Annotated in this window: 19 protein-coding genes; 12 read left to right on the top strand and 7 right to left on the bottom strand. The window is 69.1% G+C overall.

Going from position 1 to position 20,042, the window contains the following annotated elements; genetic code table 11:
• Positions 1 to 21 precede the first annotated feature (21 nt).
• Positions 22 to 1,185: a deoxyguanosinetriphosphate triphosphohydrolase gene (locus FFK22_RS33655; protein WP_138892250.1), complete on the bottom strand. Its 1,164-nt coding sequence runs from the start codon at positions 1,183 to 1,185 to the stop codon at positions 22 to 24.
• Between the two features lie 117 nt (positions 1,186 to 1,302).
• On the opposite strand from FFK22_RS33655, the gene erpA reads away from it, so the two are divergent.
• From erpA to FFK22_RS33685, 6 genes are all read left to right on the top strand, one after another.
• The gene (erpA, locus tag FFK22_RS33660; RefSeq protein WP_138892251.1) at positions 1,303 to 1,644 is read left to right on the top strand and encodes an iron-sulfur cluster insertion protein ErpA; all 342 of its coding nucleotides are present in this window, start codon (positions 1,303 to 1,305) and stop codon (positions 1,642 to 1,644) included.
• Between the two features lie 104 nt (positions 1,645 to 1,748).
• Positions 1,749 to 2,519 carry an exodeoxyribonuclease III gene (xth, locus tag FFK22_RS33665; RefSeq protein ID WP_138892252.1) on the top strand — a complete coding sequence of 257 codons (771 nt, stop codon included), beginning with the start codon at positions 1,749 to 1,751 and terminating at the stop codon, positions 2,517 to 2,519.
• 149 nt (positions 2,520 to 2,668) lie between these two features.
• Entirely contained in the window at positions 2,669 to 4,804 is a 2,136-nt protein-coding gene (locus FFK22_RS33670) for an EAL domain-containing protein (protein ID WP_138892253.1), read from the top strand.
• 71 nt (positions 4,805 to 4,875) lie between these two features.
• Entirely contained in the window at positions 4,876 to 5,712 is an 837-nt protein-coding gene (locus tag FFK22_RS33675) for a HAMP domain-containing sensor histidine kinase (RefSeq protein WP_138892254.1), read from the top strand.
• A gap of 104 nt (positions 5,713 to 5,816) precedes the next feature.
• The gene (locus tag FFK22_RS33680) at positions 5,817 to 6,587 is read left to right on the top strand and encodes a histidine kinase dimerization/phospho-acceptor domain-containing protein (RefSeq protein ID WP_186002800.1); all 771 of its coding nucleotides are present in this window, start codon (positions 5,817 to 5,819) and stop codon (positions 6,585 to 6,587) included.
• A 289-nt stretch (positions 6,588 to 6,876) separates the two neighbouring features.
• Positions 6,877 to 9,384, top strand: a complete 2,508-nt coding sequence (locus FFK22_RS33685) for a hybrid sensor histidine kinase/response regulator (RefSeq protein WP_186002801.1) — start codon at positions 6,877 to 6,879, stop codon at positions 9,382 to 9,384.
• 90 nt (positions 9,385 to 9,474) lie between these two features.
• On the opposite strand, the gene FFK22_RS33690 is transcribed toward FFK22_RS33685, so the two are convergent.
• Together FFK22_RS33690 and FFK22_RS33695 are read right to left on the bottom strand one after the other, a co-directional pair.
• Positions 9,475 to 10,440 carry a crotonase/enoyl-CoA hydratase family protein gene (locus FFK22_RS33690; protein WP_138892257.1) on the bottom strand — a complete coding sequence of 322 codons (966 nt, stop codon included), beginning with the start codon at positions 10,438 to 10,440 and terminating at the stop codon, positions 9,475 to 9,477.
• 520 nt (positions 10,441 to 10,960) lie between these two features.
• Positions 10,961 to 12,139, bottom strand: coding sequence for a lytic transglycosylase domain-containing protein (locus FFK22_RS33695; RefSeq protein WP_186002802.1), 1,179 nt, complete (start codon positions 12,137 to 12,139; stop codon positions 10,961 to 10,963).
• A gap of 211 nt (positions 12,140 to 12,350) precedes the next feature.
• Between FFK22_RS33695 and FFK22_RS33700 the strand changes: the two genes are divergently transcribed.
• From FFK22_RS33700 to FFK22_RS33710, 3 genes are read left to right on the top strand one after another with little or no spacing between them, the layout of a single operon-like run.
• Positions 12,351 to 12,917 (top strand): TIGR00645 family protein, encoded by a 567-nt coding sequence (locus tag FFK22_RS33700; protein ID WP_138892259.1) that lies wholly within the window; start codon positions 12,351 to 12,353, stop codon positions 12,915 to 12,917.
• Positions 12,914 to 13,495 carry a GNAT family N-acetyltransferase gene (locus FFK22_RS33705; protein WP_138892260.1) on the top strand — a complete coding sequence of 194 codons (582 nt, stop codon included), beginning with the start codon at positions 12,914 to 12,916 and terminating at the stop codon, positions 13,493 to 13,495. The genes FFK22_RS33700 and FFK22_RS33705 overlap by 4 nt, the downstream gene beginning before the upstream one ends.
• On the top strand, positions 13,492 to 14,400 hold the full coding sequence (locus tag FFK22_RS33710; RefSeq protein WP_138892261.1) for an alpha/beta fold hydrolase: 909 nt from the start codon (positions 13,492 to 13,494) through the stop codon (positions 14,398 to 14,400). Before FFK22_RS33705 ends, FFK22_RS33710 begins: the two co-directional genes overlap by 4 nt.
• Here FFK22_RS33710 and FFK22_RS33715 read toward each other — a convergent pair.
• The gene (locus tag FFK22_RS33715; RefSeq protein ID WP_138892262.1) at positions 14,387 to 14,944 is read right to left on the bottom strand and encodes a TetR/AcrR family transcriptional regulator; all 558 of its coding nucleotides are present in this window, start codon (positions 14,942 to 14,944) and stop codon (positions 14,387 to 14,389) included. The two genes, FFK22_RS33710 and FFK22_RS33715, sit on opposite strands and share 14 nt — an antisense overlap.
• A 2-nt stretch (positions 14,945 to 14,946) precedes the next feature.
• Positions 14,947 to 15,420 carry a nuclear transport factor 2 family protein gene (locus FFK22_RS33720; protein WP_138892263.1) on the bottom strand — a complete coding sequence of 158 codons (474 nt, stop codon included), beginning with the start codon at positions 15,418 to 15,420 and terminating at the stop codon, positions 14,947 to 14,949.
• 178 nt (positions 15,421 to 15,598) lie between these two features.
• On the opposite strand from FFK22_RS33720, the gene FFK22_RS33725 reads away from it, so the two are divergent.
• The 3 genes from FFK22_RS33725 to FFK22_RS33735 all read left to right on the top strand — a co-directional run bounded on the left by FFK22_RS33725 (position 15,599) and on the right by FFK22_RS33735 (position 18,196).
• Positions 15,599 to 16,093 carry a DUF1993 family protein gene (locus tag FFK22_RS33725; RefSeq protein ID WP_138892264.1) on the top strand — a complete coding sequence of 165 codons (495 nt, stop codon included), beginning with the start codon at positions 15,599 to 15,601 and terminating at the stop codon, positions 16,091 to 16,093.
• A gap of 170 nt (positions 16,094 to 16,263) precedes the next feature.
• Positions 16,264 to 17,295, top strand: a complete 1,032-nt coding sequence (locus FFK22_RS33730; RefSeq protein WP_138892265.1) for an NAD(P)-dependent alcohol dehydrogenase — start codon at positions 16,264 to 16,266, stop codon at positions 17,293 to 17,295.
• A 91-nt stretch (positions 17,296 to 17,386) separates the two neighbouring features.
• Positions 17,387 to 18,196 (top strand): DUF72 domain-containing protein, encoded by an 810-nt coding sequence (locus FFK22_RS33735; protein ID WP_138892266.1) that lies wholly within the window; start codon positions 17,387 to 17,389, stop codon positions 18,194 to 18,196.
• A gap of 12 nt (positions 18,197 to 18,208) precedes the next feature.
• Here the strand turns inward: FFK22_RS33735 and FFK22_RS33740 are convergent, their stop codons facing one another.
• Both FFK22_RS33740 and FFK22_RS33745 read right to left on the bottom strand, forming a co-directional pair.
• The gene (locus tag FFK22_RS33740; protein ID WP_138892267.1) at positions 18,209 to 19,084 is read right to left on the bottom strand and encodes an SIS domain-containing protein; all 876 of its coding nucleotides are present in this window, start codon (positions 19,082 to 19,084) and stop codon (positions 18,209 to 18,211) included.
• 9 nt (positions 19,085 to 19,093) lie between these two features.
• Entirely contained in the window at positions 19,094 to 20,041 is a 948-nt protein-coding gene (locus tag FFK22_RS33745) for a shikimate dehydrogenase (protein WP_138892268.1), read from the bottom strand.
• Position 20,042 lies beyond the last annotated feature (1 nt).

The following is a 20,042-nucleotide window of genomic DNA, read 5'->3' on the forward strand; positions in this document are numbered from 1 at the left end:
GAGGGAGGACGCCTCCCCCTCTCACACCGGCCGGTCCAGGGCGAACAGGCGCTGGTGCTCGAGCAGGGCATAGCGGTCGGTCATGCCGGCGATATAATCGGCCACCAGCCGCGGCAGGCCGGCGGCACCCGCAACCTCGGCCTGGCGGCGCCAGTCGGTCGGTAGGGTGTTCGGCTCGGCCGTGAACAGGTCGAACAGGTCGCGCACCACCCGTCGCGCCTTGCTGGTCTCGCGGTTGACCAGATAGTGCCGGTAGACCTCGCGGAACATGAAGCCGCGGACCACGGCGAGATCCGCGGCGACGCCGTCGGAGAAGGCGATCGCCGGCACCGGCGCGGCGCGAATGGCCTCGACCGAAGCCGGCGCCAGATCCGCCAGGCGGCGGCGCGATTCCGCCAGCAGGTCGGTGACCATCTGGTCGATCACCCGCCGCACCGTCTCATGGATCAGCCGGCGGCGCGGCAGGCCGGGATGGCGGGCCTCGACCTCGGCCAGCACCGGCCCGACCAGCGGCAGGCCGCGCAGCGCGTCGAGGTCGAGCAGCCCGGCCCGGACCGCGTCGTCGATGTCGTGATTGGTGTAGGCGATGTCGTCGGCCAGCGCCGCCACCTGCGCCTCCGGCCCCGGCTGCGAGGCGAGGTCGAGGTCCCAGGCGGCGCGGAAGGAGTCGATCGTCGCCGGCAGCGCCGCGCCGGGCGGCAACGGCAGCAGCGGGCCGTTGTGCTTGACCACGCCCTCCAGCGTTTCCCAGGTCAGGTTGAGCCCGTCGAAACCGGCATAGCGCTGCTCCAGCGCCGTCAGGATGCGCAGCGTCTGGTCGTTGTGGTGGAAGCCGCCATGGCCGGCCATCGCCGCGTGCAGCGCATCCTCGCCGGCATGGCCGAAGGGGGTGTGGCCGAGATCGTGCGCCAGGGCCACCGCCTCGCCCAGATCCTCGTCCAGGCCGAGCGACCGGCAGATGGTGCGGGCGATCTGCGCCACCTCCAGCGTGTGGGTCAGCCGGGTCCGGTAATAGTCGCCCTCGTGATAGATGAAGACCTGGGTCTTGTACTGCAGCTTGCGGAAGGCCGAGGAGTGGACGATGCGGTCGCGGTCGCGCTGGAACGGCGAGCGCATGCCGCTGTCCGGCTCGGCATGCAGCCGGCCGCGGCTGCGGTCCGGGACGGTGGCGTAGGCTGCGGTCATCGCGGGCAAGCTAGCTGCGGCGTGCGGGGCTGGCAATCGTGGTGGGTGCTTTGCAGATGCCTCGCGGCTCCCTACATTGGGAGGGACCAGTTCCGACGCCATGCGATTGACCGACCCATGCCCGACGACGGCCGCATCCTGAACCTGACCGAAAGCGCCGCCCGGCGGATCGCCGAGCTGCGCCGCGCCGAACGCAACGACGCGCTGATGCTGCGCATCGCCGTGTCCGGCGGCGGCTGCTCCGGTTTCCAATACGGCTTCAGCTTCGACGACAAGGTCAATGGCGACGACCTGACCTTCCGGCGCGACGATGTGACCGTGGTGGTCGACGACACCTCGCTGGACCTCCTGGCCGGCGCCGAGATCGACTATGTCGAGGAGCTGATCGGCGCGTCCTTCCAGGTGAAGAACCCGAACGCCAGCTCCTCTTGCGGCTGCGGCACTTCCTTCGCAATCTGAGCGGCCGCGCCGGCCGGAGTCGGTGGGCGCCCAGCCCTCGGAGGACAGCCATGCCCCCCACCCTGCCCGCCCCGTCCCCGATCCTCCGGGCGGAGGGCTGAGGCATGCGCATCGCCACCTGGAACGTCAATTCGGTCAAGGCCCGGCTGTCGAACGTGCTGGATTGGCTGCGCAGCGCCGACCCCGACGTCGCGGTGCTGCAGGAGATCAAATGCGAGACCGATGCGTTCCCGCGCTTCGAGTTCGAGGCGCTGGGCTACAAGCTGCTGATCCACGGCCAGAAGAGCTATAACGGCGTCGCCCTGCTGTCGAAGACACCGATCGAGGACCCGCTGACCGGGCTGGACGGCAACGGCGAGGACGTCCAGGCCCGCTATGTCGAAGGCACGGTCCGCGGCGTCCGGGTCTGCGGCCTGTACCTGCCGAACGGCAACCCGGCCGGCACCGAGAAATACGACTACAAGCTGGCCTGGATGGACCGGTTGCGGCTCCGGGCCGAGACCCTGCTGGCGGCCGGCACGCCCTTCGTCATGGGCGGCGACTTCAATGTCATCCCCGAGACACGCGACGCCGCCGATCCCGCAGCCTGGGTCGACGACGCGCTGTTCCGGCTGGAGACCCGCCGCCGCTTCCGGTCGCTGATGCATCTGGGGCTGACCGATTCGTGGCGGGCGCTGAACCCGACCGCGACCGGCTACAGCTTCTGGGACTATCAGGGCCAGGCCTGGCAGGCCGACAACGGCATCCGCATCGACCACCTGCTGGCCAGCCCGGAGCTCGCCGACCGGCTCGACGCCTGCATCATCGACCGCGAGCCGCGCGGCCGCGACAAGGCCTCGGACCACACGCCGGTGGTCATGACCCTGGCGGAATAGACCGACCGATGCCGGCGGAACACGACCCGGCCATCATACGGATTCCTTCTTAATGCCGCGAAAACCCCGCTTATACTGTATGAGGGCCATACCATCGGCCCCACCGGACACCACCGCGGCCCGGTGCGACAGGGAGTGCAGCAGCGGGAATGTCTCTCGTCGTCATCTTGGATGACCGGCCCACCAACCGGAACATCTTCTCCAAGCTGGCAGCCTCGCTCGAGAGCCAGGTGACCGTGCAGGCGTTCGGCGACCCGCTGGAGGCGCTGAACTGGCTGGCCGGGCACACCCCTGACCTGGTGATCGCCGACTACAAGATGCCGAATCTGGACGGCGCCGAGTTCACCCGCCGGATGCGCGGCAACCCCCATGTCGCCGACGTCCCGGTGATCGTCATCACCGCCTATGACGACCGCAGCTTCCGGCTGCAGGCGCTGGAGGCGGGCGCCACCGACTTCCTGCAGAGCCCGGTCGACCATCACGAGTTCATGACCCGGGCGCGCAACCTGCTGCGGCTGCGCCGCCAGCAACAGCGGGTCAAGCGCCGCGCCGCGACGCTGGAGCGCGAGCTGGAGCGCACCCGGCGCAGCCAGGAGGAGGCGCTGCGCAACAGCCGCGAGGCGCTGGCCCAGGTGATCGACACGCTGCCGGCGATGATCAGCGCGGCCGACCGCGAGGGCCGCTGTGTCTTCGTCAACGCCTACCAGGCCGCGATCAGCGGCTCGACCCCCGCCGCCCTGGTCGGCGAGACCATCGCCGCCGTGTTCGGGCCGGAGCGCGGCGAGCGCAGCCGGCAGCTGGACGAGCTGGTCTTCGCCTCCGGCGAGCCGCTGCCGAGCTATGAGGAGACGGTTGAGCGCGGCGGGGTACGGCAGGTGTTCCTGACCAGCAAGGCGCCGCTGCGGGATGCGACCAACCAGGTGGAAAGCGTCCTGACCACGGCGCTCGACATCACCGACCGCAAGCTGGCCGAGGAGCATCTGCACCACCTGGCCAATCACGACGCGCTGACCGACCTGCCCAACCGGGTGCATCTGATGAACCGGATCCGCCGGGTTCTGGCCCGCGATGCCGACGCGCCCTTCGCCCTGCACTTCCTGGACCTCGACCGTTTCAAGTCGATCAACGACGCGCTGGGCCACCATTTCGGCGACCAGATCCTGCAGGAGGTGGCGCGGCGGCTGAGCCTGGCGGCACGGCCCGGGGACATCGTCGCCCGGCTCGGCGGCGACGAATTCGCGGTGTTGCAGCTGGGGCCGGCGCGGGGCGAGGACGCGGCCGCGGCGGCGGCGCAGATCCTGCAGGAGATCGCCCGGCCGCATATCCGCAACGACAGCACCGTGTCGCTGACCGCCAGCATCGGCATTACCCTGCATCCGCAGGATGGCAACGATCCGGACCAGCTGTTCCGCAACGCCGACCTGGCGATGTACCGGGCCAAGGCGGACGGGCCGGGGGAATACCGCTTCTTCGCCACCGAGCTGAACGCCGGCATCCAGGACGCGGTGGTGCTGGAAGCCGAGCTGCGGGCCGCGGTCGAGGCCGACCAGTTCGTGCTGCACTACCAGCCGCAGATCGACCTGCACAGCGGCCGGATCGTCGGCGCCGAGGCGCTGATGCGCTGGCAGCATCCGACCCGCGGCCTGCTGCTGCCGGCGCAGTTCCTGCCGGCGGCGGAAGAGAGCGGCCTGATCATCGCCATGAACACCTGGGTACTGCGCGAGGCCTGCACCCAGGCCGCCGTCTGGGCCCGCGAGGGGCTGGCGCTGCGGGTCGGCGTCAACCTGACCTCGCTGCAGTTCCGCAAGCAGGACATCGGCCGGCTGATCCGGCAGACGCTGGAGGACAGCGGCCTGGCCGCCACGGCGCTGGAGCTGGAGCTGACCGAGGGCGTGCTGATCCAGAACGCGGAATCCGCCGCCGCCAAGATCGCCGAGCTACGCAGCCTCGGCGTCCGCTTCGCCATCGACGATTTCGGCACCGGCTACTCCTCGCTCAACTACCTCAAGATCTTTCCGGTCCACCGGCTGAAGATCGACCGCAGCTTCATCCGCAACCTGGAGAGCAGCCCCGGGGATGCGGCGATCGTTCGGGCGATCACCAATCTCGGCCATGATCTCGGCCTGGACGTCACCGCCGAAGGGGTGGAAACTCCCGAGCAGCTCGAGACCATTCGCGGGCTGGGTTGCGATGAGGTTCAGGGATTTCATTTCGCCAAGCCGATGCCGGACAAGCAACTGCGAGACTTCGTGCGCAGCTGGCCGGCAGATGGGCGGGTTTCGTAGCCCCTGCTTCAGGTTTTGACGGTTCGGTGTAGACCCGGGCGGCGCGATCGAGCGGCGGGGCTGGAGTGGGCATGACCATGACCGACGGCGGACGGCAGGCGGGACCGGAATCCCTGGCCGGGCGAATCGTGCGGCGCCTCCGGTCCCGGCCGGACAGCGAGCATGAGATGCGGTTCAACGGCACCGGCTTCGCGATCGCGATCCTGATCTATCTGCTGGGCAGAGGCGGCCACGATCCGGACTCGATCATCGTCCTGCTGCTCTACATATCGCTCAACATCTGCGTCTTCGCCCACATCCTGCTGTATCCCGCGATCTGCCACCCACGCCGGATCTTCTCGATCCTCAACGACTTCGTCTCGCTGTACTGGGTGATGCATCTCGGCGATGAGATCACCACGATCCTGTTCCCGATCTATCTGTGGGTGATCCTGGGCAACGGCTTCCGCTTCGGCATCCGGTTCCTGGCGCTGGCCACGACCATGGGGCTGATCTCGTTCGGCACCCTGGTGGCCACGACGCCATTCTGGCGATCGGAAGCCGCCCTGTCGGCCGGGCTGCTCGGCAGCATGCTGCTGGTGGCGCTGTGCGCCGTGCCCCTGATCCACACGCTGCTCAAGGCCAAGCGGCAGGCCGAGGCGGTGGATCGAGAGAGGAACTTCTTGCTGGCGAGCGTCAGCCACGAGCTGCGCACGCCGGCGACCGCCATCCTCGGCACCGGATCGGTGCTGCAGGACACCAGGCTCGACCCGGCGCAGCGCGAGATGACGCGGCGGGTGGTCGCTGCCGGGCAGCGGCTGGTGACGCTGCTCAACGACATTCCCGACGGGTCCCGCTTCGGGGCGGCCGATGCCGACCGGCCACAGGGGGGCAGCGACCGCGAAGGTCATCGCCCGTCCCCGAAATGATCTTGCCCGAGCGGCCTGAGACCGCCCGCAGGCCGAATGGACCGGGATCGCCCATCGGGCGCATCCTTCGGCGCCTCCGGGCCCGTCCGGACAGCGAGCACGAGATGCGGTTCAACGGCGTCGCCCTGTCGACCGCGACGCTGGTCTATCTGCTGGCGACCGGGCAGCTCGGTTCCGACGAGCTCGTCGTCTACGCCGTCTATATCGGCCTTTGCGTCATAATTCTCGGTCATATCCTCCTTCAGCCGCAGATCTGCCGCACGCGCCGGATCATCGCCATGATCGGCGACTTCGGAGTCCTGCTGTGCGAGATGCATATCCGGGGCGAAACGGCGGCCTTCCTCTTCCCGCTGTTCATCTGGGTCATCCTCGGAAACGGCTTCCGCTTCGGGATCCGCTTCCTGGCGGTGGCGACCGCAGGGGGAGTGGCGGCGTTCGGCGCGGTGATCGCCGCGACACCGTTCTGGCGGTCGCAGCCGGCACTGTCGGCCGGCCTGCTCGCCGGCGTCGTGCTGGTATCGCTGTGCGCCGCGCCGCTGATCCGCAGTCTGTCCAAGGCCAAGCTGCAGGCCGAAGCGGCGAGCGAGGCAAAGAGCTTCGTCCTGGCGAGCGTCAGCCACGAGCTGCGCGCCCCGGTGTCCGCCATCCTCGGCACCGGATCGGTGTTGCAGGACACCAAGCTCGACCCGACGCAGCGCGAGATGACGCAGAGGGTGGTCGCAGCCGGGGAGCGGCTGGTGACGCTGGTCGACGGCATCTCCCGGATCGACGGGGCCGACCCGGCGCTTCCGGCCCGGCACCATCGAGATCGCCACGGGCGATCACCGCCGGACCGATCGCCGCAAGCCGAAGACCAGCCGCCGCTGAGGGAGTGACCGCCGTGCCCCACGGAACCCGTCCTGGACATGATCGCCGAAGGGGCAGAAACTCCAGTGCAGATCAAGATGAGCCCTGCGTCCGATTGCCATACGGCTCAAGACTTCTAGTTCACAATGCGATGCCGGACGAACAGTTGCGAGCCTTTGGGCGGGGCTGACCGGTGGAGAGATGGCTTCTTATGACGTCTGACTTTGGTTTTGACGGTTCGGCACAGTCACTGTCGGGCGGGATGATCGAGCCGGTGGGCCCGCGTCCCTGCGATCGATGACCGACGGCGGACGGCCGATGGGATCCGATCCCAAGATCAAGCGCCTCCTGCGGCGGTTCCGGGCCCGTCCGGACAGCGAGCACGAGATGGGCTACAATCGCGTGGCCTTCTGCCTGGTCATCTTCGCCTATGTCCTGGCGACGGATGGCGGCTGGTACGACCTGATCCTGCCGACCGTCTATCTGCTGATCGGGCTGGGGTTCCTGCTGCACATCGCGCTGCATCCGCGGCGCTGCCCGCCGCGACGGGTGCTGGCCGTCATCGGAGATCTCGGCGTCCTGTCGCTGCAGCTGCATTTCGGCGGCTCCGGCTCGTCGGTGTTCTTCCCGATCTATCTCTGGGCGATCCTCGGCAACGGCTTCCGCTTCGGCCTCGGCTATCTTCATCTGTCGATGGCCATCGGCCTCGCCGGTTTCGGGGCGGTGGTCGCCACCACGCCGTTCTGGTCGAACAATCTCAGCCTCTCGCTCGGCCTCCTGGCCGGCATCGTCATCCTGCCGCTCTATGCCGGCATCCTCATCCGCAAGCTCTCGAAGGCCCGGCAGGTGGCCGAGGAAGCGAGCCAGGCGAAGAGCATGTTCCTGGCCAGCGTCAGCCACGAGCTGCGGACGCCGCTGACCGCCATCATCGGCATGGGATCGGTGCTGCACGACACCAGGCTGGACCCGTCGCAGCGGGAGATGACGCAGACCGTCGTCTCGGCCGGCCAGCAGCTTCTGACGCTGATCAACGACATCCTGGATTTCTCCCGGATCGAAGCCGGGCAGATGACGGTACAGGCCGCCGATTTCGACCTGCCGTCCCTCCTGGCCGAGATGCGGGCGATGGTCCTGACCCAGGCCCGGCCCAAGGGCCTGCACCTCGCCATCCACATCGACCATCGCGTGCCCCTCCGGCTGCGGGGCAGCGAGCGGCACCTCAGGGAGATCGTCCTCAACCTGCTGGGCAACGCCGTCAAATTCACCGAGGCCGGCAGCGTGGTGATCTCCGTCCGGTCCGAGGCCGGCCTCGGCGACCGGCCGCGGCTGCGCTTCGAGGTCTCGGACACCGGGATCGGCATCGCGCCGGAGGCCTCGACCCACATCTTCGAAAGTTTCCGGCAGGCCGACACCTCGATCATGGACCGGTTCGGCGGCACCGGGCTCGGCCTCGCCATCTGCAAGCGGCTGATCATCCTGCTTGGCGGCGAGATCGGAGTCGACAGCACCCCCGGCATCGGCAGCACCTTCTGGTTCACGCTGGATTTCGATCACGCCGGCGATGCCGGGACGCAGCCCGCCATCGAGCCGATCCCCGAGCTCGGCGTGGTGGCCGGCGACGTCGCGCTGATCGGCCGGCTGATGCCGCTGCTGACGCCCGCCGCCGGCACGGTCGAGACCTTCGGCTCGATCGACGCGGCACTGTCCTGGCAGCCTTTGGGGTCCGCCGACACGGCCGCCGTCCTGATGGTGGATCGACGCGCCCTGCCGACCGACCCGAACCGGCGGATGCGGGTCCTCGCCGCGCTCTGCTCGGCCCCGTCCGTCCGCTCGATCCTGCTCGACGACGCGGCCGCCGCCGGCGAGGAGCTGCCGCGGGACCTGAGGGAGGCTTTCGCCACGACGATGCCGGCGGATGCGGACGCCCGCTCGATCGGTATCGCCCTGCAGATCGCGCAGGCCGGACGCCGGCATGGACCGCAGGAGGCCGCTGCGATCCGCCGCCACGCCGCCACGGGGCGCAGCCTGTCCATCCTGGTCGCCGACGACAACCGGATGAACCAGAAGGTCCTGCGGGAGATCCTGACGCGGGCCGGCCACCAGGTCCAGCTGGTCGCCAATGGCGAGGAAGCCCTCGACGCGCTCGACGCCGCGACCTTCGACCTCGTCCTGATGGACATCAACATGCCGGTGATGAACGGCATCGAGGCCACGAAGCTGTTCCGCTTCACCGCGCTGGACCGGCCGCATGTCCCGATCGTCGCCCTGACCGCAGACGCCACGCCGGGCGTCGCTGCGCGCTGCACCGAGGCCGGCATGGACGCCTGCCTGACCAAGCCGATCGAGCCGGAGAAGCTGTTCGCCGCGATCGACGATGTTATGGGCGGACATGCCCCGGCAGCGCAGCCGCAACCGGTGCCGACGCTCCCGGACAACGTCACGGCCCTGCCGCAGGCTGGCCCGGCCGCGGTCGACATGCGCGTCCTGGATCGGCTGGAGGCCCTCGGCGGGAACGACTTCCTGGTCGAGCTGATCGACGACTTCCTGGAGGACATCGAGACGGTCGCCCAGGAGCTGCGGGTGGCGGTGCAGAAAGGGGACGCGGTGCAGTTCCGGTCCAACGCCCATGCGATGCGCAGCGCGACCGCGAATATCGGCGCCCGCGGCCTGTCCGATCTCTGCCAGGACTGGCAGGGGATCAGCGCCGCGGACCTCGTCCGCAACGGCCCGGTTCACATGCGTCGCCTGGCGGCCGAACTGGAGCGAGTCCGGCCGATCCTGCTGCGGCGGCGCGGCGCCGCCGGGCGATCCGTCACGAATGGCTGACGGTCCGTAAGGGCACGGTATCGGACACCGACACACCGGCCAACCGTCCGTCCACCCCTCCCTGCGGCGTACGGACGATGCCGGTCGTCATCACTCGGCGGCAAACGGCATTGCCGTTGTTGCCTGACGGCGGTTCTGTGCGGTGGTCAGGCGCGCCATCTTGCGGAGATCCGCCTCCTCCAGCCGGAGAGCTGCGTCGACCCAGATATCGACCACATCCTGCAATTCCTGGAACGTCACCGGGTTCACCCGCCGCCGAACCTGATACATCGACGACAGGGCGTTGCGCCGGCGGCGGTGCTGGACGAGATACTCCCGGAGGGTCTCGCGTCCCCGGCCGTCATCGGCCAGCACGTCGACCACGCCCATGTCATGCAGTTCCTCGGCAGAATATATCCTGCCGCTCGCGATCATCCGCTCGGCCGCCACCACGCCCAACCGCCGGGACAGGAAGCTGTAGGCGCCCATGCCCGGGAACAGGTTGAACAGGATCTCGGGCAGACCCATCTTGGCGCCACGCTCGGCCACGATCAGATCATGCGCCAACGCGCTCTCGAAACCGCCGCCCAGCGCGTCGCCCTGAACCAGGGCGATGGTTACGACCGGCAGATCGAACGCAATGGCATTCCGGTGGATCGCCTCGATGCAGAGATAGCCATAGCGGCGCAGGGCAGCGCGATCACCGGCCCGGATCTTCTCGGCAAACAAGCTGAGATCACCGCCCAGATTGAAGGTTCCCGGGGTGTTCGACGCCAGCACGTAGTAATCGAACGGCGTCTCGGCTTCATCGGCCCGGCTGGCGAACAGGCGCTGCAGCGACCGCTGCATGTCGTTGATGTCGTGCAGCAGCTCCGGTGTGAAGCTCGGGCGTCCTTCCGGACGCATCATGCACCAGTAGATCCGGTCGACCGGGTCAAGCTCGACGACCAGATTGCGATAATGGCTGCGGGCGACTTCGAGATGGGCCGGCTCCCAGGCTTCGAGCACCTGAGGCTGCAGCCCGAAAACAGGGGGCAGCTGCTGCGTTGGGCTGGGAATGGCGATGCTCGGGGTCATGACGTGCTCCTTCGGTTGCTGCCGCCCGCTGCAGCCCAATGGCCGACAAGGGAGGTCTTCTTCTGCGGAGCGGCACAAGCATTGTGCGCATTTCCGTTTATTTTGGCCACCCAAGACAATTATTCTGGTATTGTTGGTATAAATTACATCGATTTTTATTGATATTTTATGCTAGCCGCTGGTTCGCCAGACTATGCACAAGATCGCATTTTGGATGAATTAGCCTAAAATAGGGATTAACCCTCATCGAAATCGACGATCATCCTCTCTCTGAGGTATGCGGCTTCGCATCGACGAAGCTCGTCGGGTTCCGCTAAGGGTCGCAGCGCCGATGACGGTGGCCGCAAGCGTGCTGCAGGCGGGACGATGGCCTGTGCTTTGGCAGCCCATGCGCGGCCGATGTCTTGCCTGCCGCAGGCGATGCGGCGGCTCCGCTGCACGATCCAGGTCGTGGCCGGCTGGCAGCGAGTTGAGCGTCGAGCACGACGAGGTGACAGCTCCGGCAGCCGGCGCCCGGCCGCTACTTCGCCGGCGCCGACGGGACGTACCAGCCGGTGGGCAGGCCGTCGGACTGGCGGCGGACCGGCGCCGCGGGAGCGGCTGCCGCCACCCTGGTCGGCGCCACCGTCACGGCGGCCGGCGCGGGCGCTGCGATCGGAGCCGCCGGCCGGGCCTGACGGGCCTGCGGCTGGGCAACCGGACGGATCGCCACCGGCGCCGGGCTGGGCCGCTCGGGCTGCGAGGCCGCCATCGCCAGCAGCACGTCGTCGACCGGTGCGACCTGCGGCCGGTCCGGGATCGGCGCCATCCTGACGGGGGCGGGGCGCGCCGCGGCCTGGCGGACCGGTGCGACCGGCTCCGGCATCGGCGCCACCCGGTCCGGGATCGGCTGCATCGCCACCACCACCGGGCGGGACGCCGGGGCCGGCAACGGCGCCTGCCGGATCGGCGCTGGCTGTGCCGCAAGCGGCTGGCCGGTGCGGTCGGCGATGGCGGCGTCGACGCGGGCCATCGTGCCCTGTTCATCCGGCGACAGCCGGTCCGGGATCGGCGCCATCGCCATCACCACCGGCGACCGGCTGCCCGGCCGCCCGGTGCGGGCCGCGACCGCGCCGTCGACCCGATCCTGGATCTGCTGCTCGGCATATTGCGTCATCCGGTTGGGGCGGCTCGACCCCGGAGAGGTGCCGGCGATCTGCGGGCTGATGATGTCCATGTAGCGCTGGGTCTCCGGCGGCAGGCTGCGCCCGTCCTCGACATATTGCCGGTAGCGGCCGGGTCCGGCGTTGTAGGCGCCGAGGAAGCCGGGCGACCCGTACATCTCGTACAGCTCGCGGATATAGGCCGTGCCGGCCATGATGTTGTTCTCGGGATCGTAGGGGTCGCGGCCGAGGCCATGCTTCTGGCGCAGCTCCTCATAGGTGCCAGGCATCACCTGCATCAGCCCCTGGGCCCCGGCCGAGCTGGTGATCGGCTGGCCGCCCTTCCAGGTGGAGCGGCCGCCGCTCTCGACCCGCATCACCTCGCGGATCCATTCCGGCGGCACGTTGAAGCGCTTCGACGCCTTCTGGATCTGCGGCTCCCAATAGGCGATGTTGCCGCCGGACGGCCGAGGCTTATCGCCGCCGCACCCGGCGATCAATCCGGCGACCAGACCGAGCGTCGCCGCGGCCCTGAGCCAGCTTCCCCTACCGGCCATGATGGCCCCCTCCAGACTCCCCCGGGCACAAGCACCCTTCTTTACATCGTGATCGCAAGGATCAACGACAAGCCATTCAAACCTATCATGTTTGACGAAAGAATGGCAGCCCCGACGAATCGAGGCTCCGGGCCGGCTTTCGGAAAATCCCTCTCCGACAGGCCGCGCCGCGCCTGTATAAGGGCGCCGACCTTCCCTTCCGGAGCCGGACATGGACCGCGACGCCCTCCCCGCCCCGACGCCGCGAAAGCTGCGGCCGCTGCCCACCCTGATCTTCGGCTCGCGCTGGCTGCAGCTGCCGCTCTATCTGGGGCTGATCGTCGCCCAGGCGGTCTACGCCTTCCTGTTCCTGAAGGAGCTGTGGCACCTGGTCAGCCACGCCCCCGAGCTCAGCGAGCAGCAGATCATGCTGGTGGTGCTGGGGCTGATCGACGTTGTCATGATCTCGAACCTGCTGATGATGGTGATCGTCGGCGGCTACGAGACCTTCGTCTCCCGCCTCGGGCTGAGCGGCCATCCCGACCAGCCGGAATGGCTCGACCACGTCAATGCCAGCATCCTGAAGGTCAAGCTGGCCATGGCGATCATCGGCATCTCCTCGATCCACCTGCTGCGCACCTTCATCGGCGCCGGCAATGTCGGGTCGCCGGACAACACCAGCTACACCGAGACCGGCATCATCCTGCAGACGGTGATCCACAGTGTCTTCATCCTGTCGGCGATCGGCATTGCCCTGGTCGACCGGATCTCCCAGCCCGCACCCGACCGGCCGCATTGAGCCCCACCCCGGAAATCGCCGCCCTGGCCGAGACTGCGCTCGTCGCCGGGGAGCTGACGCTGGAGCCGCTGCGGCCCGGCCATGCGGAAGGACTGTTCGACGGCCTGGCCGACCCTGCCCTCTACCGCTTCATCCCGCAGGAGCCGCCGGCCGACGCCGCGGCGCTGCGCGCCCGGTTCGAGCGCCTGGCCGCGCGCCGGTCGCCGGCCGGGGACCAGGCCTGGCTGAACTGGGCCATCCGCCTGCCCGACGGCAGCCATGCGGGGCTGGTCGAGGCCACGGTCGGCAGCACCGGCGCGGCCGACATCGCCTATTTCGTCTTCCGCCGCTGCCAGGGCCGCGGCATCGGCCGCCGCGCCGTCGGCGCCGTGGTCGACGCGCTGGCAGCCGAGCCGGCGACGACCGCGATCGGCGCCTCGATCGACACCCGCAACGCGGCCTCGATCGCGCTGGTCGAGGCGCTCGGCTTCGAACGCACCGGCCTGATCCGCGACGCCGACCATTTCAAGGGCGCTGCCAGCGACGAGGTCAGATACCAGCTGCCGCTCGGGCACCGAGAGACGGGGCGCCGCTCATGACCCAGGACCTGATGCCCGGCTTCACGCCCTTCGACATCGAGACCGCGCCCGGGATCCGCATCCACGGCGTGCGCGCCGGGGACGGGCCGCCCGTGCTGCTGCTGCACGGCCACCCGCAGACCCACGCCACCTGGCATGCGGTGGCGCCGCTTCTGGTCGCGGCCGGGCACAGCGTCGTCGCCACCGATCTGCGCGGCTATGGCGATTCCTCCAAGCCAGGGGGCGGCGACAACCACATCGCCTACTCGAAGCGGGCGATGGCGGCCGACCAGGTGGCGGCGATGCGCGCCCTGGGGCATGACCGCTTCGCCGTGATCGGGCATGACCGCGGCGGCCGCGTCGCCCACCGCATGGCGCTGGACCATCCGGGCGCGGTGCGCCGCATCGCGGTGCTGGACATCGCGCCGACGGCGACGATGTACGCCCGCACCGACCGGGACTTCGCCACCCGCTACTTCTGGTGGTTCTTCCTGATCCAGCCGGCGCCGCTGCCGGAGCGGCTGATCGAGGCCGACCCGGAGTTCTTCCTGCGCCACCACCTGGCGGGGCAGAGCCGGACCCCGGGCGTGCCGCGCGAGGGCCTGGTGCAGGAGTATCTGCGCTGCTACCGCCAGCCCGGCGCGATCCACGCCATCTGCGAGGACTATCGCGCGGCGGCCACGATCGACCTGGAGCACGACGCCGCCGACGCCGACCGCCGCATCGAGGCACCGCTGCTGGCGCTGTGGGGCGCCCAGGGCGTGGTCGGCGAGTTGTACGACGTGCCGGCGACCTGGCACGACAAGGCAGCGGATGTCCGTGGCCACGCTCTGCCCTGCGGCCACGCGCTGCAGGAGGAGCGGCCGGAGGAGACGGCCGAGGCGCTGATCGAGTTCCTGGGCGAGGAGCCGCTCACGCAGCCATGAGCCGGGCCTCGATCCGGGCCAGGCAGCGGCGGAAGGCGGCGGGCTCGTCGAGCGCCCGGGCCAGGACCAGGGCGCCCTGGATCGCCGCCACCGCCTCCTCCGCCCGGTCGCGGGCCGAGTCCTCCGGCCGGCCGGACCGCGCCAAAGCCTGCGCCAGCGCGTCGGTCCAGGCGGCGAAATAGCCGCGGATGGCGGCGCCGAAACGGTCGCGGACATCGCCGAGCGCGAAGGCGCCGACCAGGCACACCCGCCGGCCGGATCGGAAATAGCCGTCGACCGCGCGGATCATCTCCGGCACCGCGCGGCGCGGCTCCTCCTCCCGCAGCGGGCCGAAGATGTGCTGCTCGAACCAGGCGTCGATCTCCGCCAGCACCGCCGCCGCCATCTCCTCCTTCCCGCCCGGGAAGAAGTGATAGAGGCTGCCCTTGCCCAGGCCGGTGCGCGCGCCGATCAGGGCCAGGCTGGCGCCCTCATAGCCGTGCTCGCGGAACACCTCGGCCAGGGCAGGCAGCACATCCGCCCGCTCCGCCACCATCCTGGGCAAGGCTAGAGCCCGAGGTCGCTGAGCCCCGGATGGTCCGCCGGCCGCGGGCCCGACCGGTCCCAATGGAACTTGCGATCGGACTCCGCGATCGGCCGGTCGTTGATCGAGGCGTGGCGGACCTGCATCAGCCCGTGCTCGTCGAACTCCCAGTTCTCGTTGCCGTAGGAGCGGTACCACTGGCCGGAATCGTCGCGCCACTCATAGGCGAAGCGGACGGCGATGCGGTTGCCCTCCCAGGCCCAGAGCTCCTTGATCAGGCGGTACTCCAGCTCGCGCGCCCATTTCCGGGTCAGGAACTCGACGATCTGGGCGCGGCCCTGCGGAAACTCCGCCCGGTTCCGCCAGCGGCTGTCCTCTGTATAGGCCAGGGAGACGCGCTGCGGGTCGCAACTGTTCCAGCCATCCTCGGCCCCACGGACCTTCTGGATCGCAGTCTCGCGGGTGAAGGGCGGCAGCGGCGGGCGGTCGGCGCTCATGGAGGCTCTCCTCGGTTGTACCGAATGGAACTGACTTTACTGATTGGTACAGACGGCGATGCGATCCGTCAAGCCAGGCCGCTGCGGCGCTTGACCGCAAGCGAGTCGAGGGCGGAGGAATCAGCTGCCGCCGAACGCCCGGGCCGATGCGGCGCCCGCCCTACATCGGAGCATTCCCTTGCCCCTCTCCCTGCACGAGATCTCGATCGGCGTGATGCTGCCGAAGCTGCGCATGCTGTCGACGCTGCTGGACAAGGCCGCGGCCCATGCCGAGGCCGACACGCTGGTCGAGGCCCGCCTCGCCCCCGACATGTATCCGCTGTCGGGCCAGATCCAGCGGGTCAGCGACGCCGCCAAGTTCGGCGCCGCCCGCCTGGCCGGGCTGACGCCGCCGCCCTTCGAGGACAACGAGACCACCCTGGCCCAGTTGCAGGAGCGCCTGGCCAAGACCGTCGCCTATCTCGAGAGCGTCGGGCCGGAGCAGGTCGACGGCCGCGAGGAGGAGACGATCACCCTCCCCCTGCGCGACCGGAAGGTGGACTTCACCGGCCGCAGCTACGTGCTGAGCATGGTGCTGCCGAACTTCTATTTTCACGTCGTCACCGCCTACGACATCCTGCGCCACAAGGGCGTGGAGATCGGCAAGCGGGACTATCTCGCACTGGCGGGCTGAGGCGCCGGTCCGGATCCGGCTCGGCCGGATCCGGACGCTCCAGTCGCGAACATTGGTAACCACCAATAAACATTTGTGCAGCGACACCCTCCCCGTCCCCGGCAAAATGGCGTACCAAGGAGAAGTCAGGGGCCGGCCGCGCGTCCGGCCCGAATTCGGGAGGATGTGAGATGCGTGCCCTGGTCCTGGAGCGGCAGAGGGAATTGTCGCTGCGCGAGATCGACCTGCCCCGGACCCTCGGGCCGGGCGATGTCCGGATCAAGATCGACACCGTCGGCGTCTGCGGCAGCGACGTGCATTACTACACCCATGGCCGGATCGGGCCCTTCGTGGTGAAGGAGCCGATGGTGCTGGGCCACGAGGCCGCCGGCACCGTGACCGAGACCGGCCCAGGCGTCACCAGTCTCAAGGTCGGAGACCGGGTGTGCATGGAGCCGGGCATCCCCGATTTGACCTCCAAGGCCTCGAAGCTGGGCCTCTACAATGTCGATCCCAGCGTCGTGTTCTGGGCCACCCCGCCGGTGCATGGCTGCCTGACGCCCGAGGTGGTGCACCCCGCCGGCTTCACCTTCAAGCTGCCGGACAACGTCTCCTTCGCCGAGGGCGCGATGGTCGAGCCCTTCGCCGTCGGCCTGCAGGCGGCGGTGAAGGCGCGGATCCAGCCCGGCGATTTCGCCGTGGTGATCGGCGCCGGGCCGATCGGCATCATGGCCGCCCTCGCCGCCCTGGCCGGCGGCTGCAGCCGGGTGCTGATCTCCGACCTGCTGCCGGAAAAGCTGGCGATCGCCGAGCGCTATCCCGGCATCACCGGCGTCAACATCCGCGAGACAAAGCTGGCCGACGCCGTTGCCAAAGCGACGGATGGCTGGGGCGCGGACGTAGTGTTCGAGGCCAGCGGCAGCCCGCGCGCCTATCCCGGCATCTTCGACGCCGTGCGCCCCGGCGGCTGCCTGGTGGTGATCGGCATGCCGGTCGAGCCGGTGGCGGTCGACCTGGTCGCCGCCGCGGCCAAGGAGGTGCGGATCGAGACCGTGTTCCGCTACGCCAATGTCTATGACCGCGCCATCGCCATGATCGCCTCCGGCAAGGTCGATTTGAAGCCGCTGATCTCCCACACCTACGGCTTCGAGGACAGCATCACCGCCTTCGAGCGGGCAGCCGAGGGTCGGCCGGCCGACGTCAAGCTGCAGATCAAGCTGTAGTCGCACAAGGCGCCGGCCCGACGCGGCCGGCGCTTGATTCTTCGTTCGCCTTATGTTCCAGTGTCCAGGGCAGGCCAACGGGGAGGACGCCATGGCGTCGAAGCAGGTATCGGGGATTCGCGTCGGCATCGGCGGCTGGACCTTCGAACCCTGGCGCGAGACCTTCTACCCCAAGGGCCTGGCGCAGAAGCGCGAGCTGGAATACGCCTCGAGCCAGGTCACCTCGATCGAGATCAACGGCACCTATTACGGCTCGCAGAAGCCGGAGACCTTCGCCAAATGGCGCGAGGAGACGCCGGACGGCTTCGTCTTCTCGGTCAAGGGAACGCGCTTCACCACCAACCGGCGGGTGCTGGCCGAGGCCGGCGAGTCGATCGATCGCTTCGTCGGCAGCGGCATCACCGAGCTGAAGGAGAAGCTGGGGCCGATCAACTGGCAGTTCCTGCCGACCAAGCAGTTCGACCCGAAGGATTTCGAGGCCTTCCTCAAACTGCTGCCGCACAGCGTCGACGGCCACGCTTTGCGCCATGTGGTCGAGGTCCGGCACGACAGCTTTCGCAATCCCGAATTCATCGACATGCTGCGCGCCCACAAGGTGGCGGTCGTACTGACCGACAAGGAGGGCTTCCCGGAAATCCCGGACATCACTGCCCCCTTCGTCTATGCCCGGCTGCAGGGCGCCTCCGAGGGGGTCGAGACCGGCTACACGCCGAAGGCGATCGACCAATGGGCCAAGCGGGCCAAGGCCTGGGCCGAGGGCGGCGCCCCGGACGATTTGAAACCGGTCGGGGCGCCGGAGGCGAAGCCGCCGAAATCGCGCGACGTCTTCGTCTACATGATCAACGGCTTCAAGCCGAAGGCCCCGGCCGCGGCCATGGCGCTGATCAAGAAGCTGGAGTGACGCCCGGCCGCCTCACAGCCGCTCGTTGAACCGCAGCTCGTTCAGGCGGCGCTTCATGGTCTGGAAGCGGTGGAAATGGGCGTCGTTGCGGCGCAGGGCCACGGCGGTCGAGAGAATATCGATCACCACCAAGGCGGCGATGCGCGAGATCGTCGGGGTATAGACGCTGGTGTTCTCCAGCGTCTCGGCGACCAGCGCCACGTCGCTGTAGGGGACCAGCGGCGAATCCGTGCCGGTCAGGCAGATCACCTTGGCGCCGTTCTCGCGCGCCGTCCGCGCCACCTCGATGATCGAGCGGGTGCGGCCGGTGTTGGAGATCACCACCGCCACGTCGCCCGGCTGCATCATCGACGCCGCCATGATCTGCTGGTGCGAGTCGAGCTCGGCCGAGCACGGCACGCCGAACAGCGGGAATTTCTGCTGCGCGTCGCGGGCGACGATGCCGGAGGCGCCGAAGCCGAAGAAGGCGATCGACCGGGCTTTCTCCAGGATCGCGACCGCCGCCTCGATCGCGGCCTTGTCGAGATGGTTCCGGGCCCAGTCCAGGCTGGACAGGGTGTAGTCGAAGATCTTGTCGACCACCGTCGCCGGGGTGTCGGTGTCGCGCAGCACGGAATGCGTCGCCGGCAGGCCCAGCGCCAGGCTGTGCGCCAGGCGCAGCCGGAACTCCTGGTAGCCGGAGCAGCCGATGGCGACGCAGAAGCGGATCACCGTCGGCTGGCTGACCTCGGCCAGAAGCGCCATCTCCGCCACCGTCGCCTTGAGCACGCGGGCCGGGTCGGCCAGCACCGCGTCGGCGACCTTGCGGTCCGACTTGCGCAACTCGGGCCGCAGCGTGCGGACCACCTCGAGGATGTTGGCCGTGGCGGGGCGGTCGGTCGTGTCCATGGCCGAAGCCTACCCCTTCGCGGCCTCGGCGGCGATGCGGGACAGGTCGTCGAAGCGCGGGCCCGCGGTCGGGATCGGGATGTGGAAGACCTCGGCGATCACCTGGGTCCAGCCATGGATGAAATAGGTCCAGCCATCTTCGACCGTCAGGCCGCGCGCCGCCCGCTGCCGCCGGGCCTGGTCCAGGAACACCAGGTCGCCGCGGTAGTTCAGGTCCCAGGCCAGACCGCCCCGCGGGAATGCCCCGGCATCGGTCAGCGGCGACCCCGGCGCGTCCTTGCCCAGGCCGGTGGCGTTGACCACCACTGCGCCCGGGTTCAGCCCGGCCAGCACCGCGTCATTGTCGGCCGGCACCGGCGCCAGCACGTAGTCGACCGGCAGGTCGGCGCCCATCTCGCCATGGATGCGGCGGATCTCGTCCAGCCGCGCCTTGCTGCGGTTCGAGACGATGATCCGCGACGGCCGATCGCGCCGGGCCCGCATCGCATGCCAGGTCAGGGCGATGGTGGAGCCGCCGGCGCCGATCGAGAACAGCTCCGCCCCGGTGCGGGCGAAATGCCCCTCCGGCACGAAGGCGTCGAACGCCAGCCCGGACGAGATCGGGTCCTTGGCGTGGCAGACCAGCCGGCCATCGGCCTTGGAGATGCAGCTGGTCTCGCCCATCAGCGCCGCATGCGGGTCGATCACGTCGAACAGGTCGCGGCAGGCGTGGAACAGGTCGATCTTGTGGGTGGTGACCAGCGCGCCCAATGACAGCTTGTCGTCGCGCAGGAAGGCCACCGCCGCGCGATAGGCCGCCGGGTCGGCGTGCAGCGGGAAGTCGATGCCGCGGATCTCGGCATCCGCCAGGCCGAGCGCGCGGGCCCAGGCTGGGAACACCTTCATGATCGAGCTTTTGCCGGTGGTGACGCCGATGAAGTACAGCGTCGGCTGGATGGCGGGCTGGTAGGCGGCCATG

Source organism: Mycobacterium sp. KBS0706, from assembly GCF_005938675.2.
Classification (GTDB): Bacteria; Pseudomonadota; Alphaproteobacteria; order DSM-16000; family Inquilinaceae; genus Inquilinus.

What these genes read in the sequence shown, in the direction of transcription:
- FFK22_RS33655 (WP_138892250.1), bottom strand. Translation starts at nt 1,185, where the DNA reads ATGACCGCAGCCTACGCCACCGTCCCGGACCGCAGCCGCGGCCGGCTG.
- erpA (WP_138892251.1), top strand. Translation starts at nt 1,303, where the DNA reads ATGCCCGACGACGGCCGCATCCTGAACCTGACCGAAAGCGCCGCCCGG.
- xth (WP_138892252.1), top strand. Translation starts at nt 1,749, where the DNA reads ATGCGCATCGCCACCTGGAACGTCAATTCGGTCAAGGCCCGGCTGTCG.
- FFK22_RS33670 (WP_138892253.1), top strand. Translation starts at nt 2,669, where the DNA reads ATGTCTCTCGTCGTCATCTTGGATGACCGGCCCACCAACCGGAACATC.
- FFK22_RS33675 (WP_138892254.1), top strand. Translation starts at nt 4,876, where the DNA reads ATGACCATGACCGACGGCGGACGGCAGGCGGGACCGGAATCCCTGGCC.
- FFK22_RS33680 (WP_186002800.1), top strand. Translation starts at nt 5,817, where the DNA reads ATGCGGTTCAACGGCGTCGCCCTGTCGACCGCGACGCTGGTCTATCTG.
- FFK22_RS33685 (WP_186002801.1), top strand. Translation starts at nt 6,877, where the DNA reads ATGGGATCCGATCCCAAGATCAAGCGCCTCCTGCGGCGGTTCCGGGCC.
- FFK22_RS33690 (WP_138892257.1), bottom strand. Translation starts at nt 10,440, where the DNA reads ATGACCCCGAGCATCGCCATTCCCAGCCCAACGCAGCAGCTGCCCCCT.
- FFK22_RS33695 (WP_186002802.1), bottom strand. Translation starts at nt 12,139, where the DNA reads ATGGCCGGTAGGGGAAGCTGGCTCAGGGCCGCGGCGACGCTCGGTCTG.
- FFK22_RS33700 (WP_138892259.1), top strand. Translation starts at nt 12,351, where the DNA reads ATGGACCGCGACGCCCTCCCCGCCCCGACGCCGCGAAAGCTGCGGCCG.
- FFK22_RS33710 (WP_138892261.1), top strand. Translation starts at nt 13,492, where the DNA reads ATGACCCAGGACCTGATGCCCGGCTTCACGCCCTTCGACATCGAGACC.
- FFK22_RS33720 (WP_138892263.1), bottom strand. Translation starts at nt 15,420, where the DNA reads ATGAGCGCCGACCGCCCGCCGCTGCCGCCCTTCACCCGCGAGACTGCG.
- FFK22_RS33730 (WP_138892265.1), top strand. Translation starts at nt 16,264, where the DNA reads ATGCGTGCCCTGGTCCTGGAGCGGCAGAGGGAATTGTCGCTGCGCGAG.
- FFK22_RS33735 (WP_138892266.1), top strand. Translation starts at nt 17,387, where the DNA reads ATGGCGTCGAAGCAGGTATCGGGGATTCGCGTCGGCATCGGCGGCTGG.
- FFK22_RS33740 (WP_138892267.1), bottom strand. Translation starts at nt 19,084, where the DNA reads ATGGACACGACCGACCGCCCCGCCACGGCCAACATCCTCGAGGTGGTC.
- FFK22_RS33745 (WP_138892268.1), bottom strand. Translation starts at nt 20,041, where the DNA reads ATGGCCGCCTACCAGCCCGCCATCCAGCCGACGCTGTACTTCATCGGC.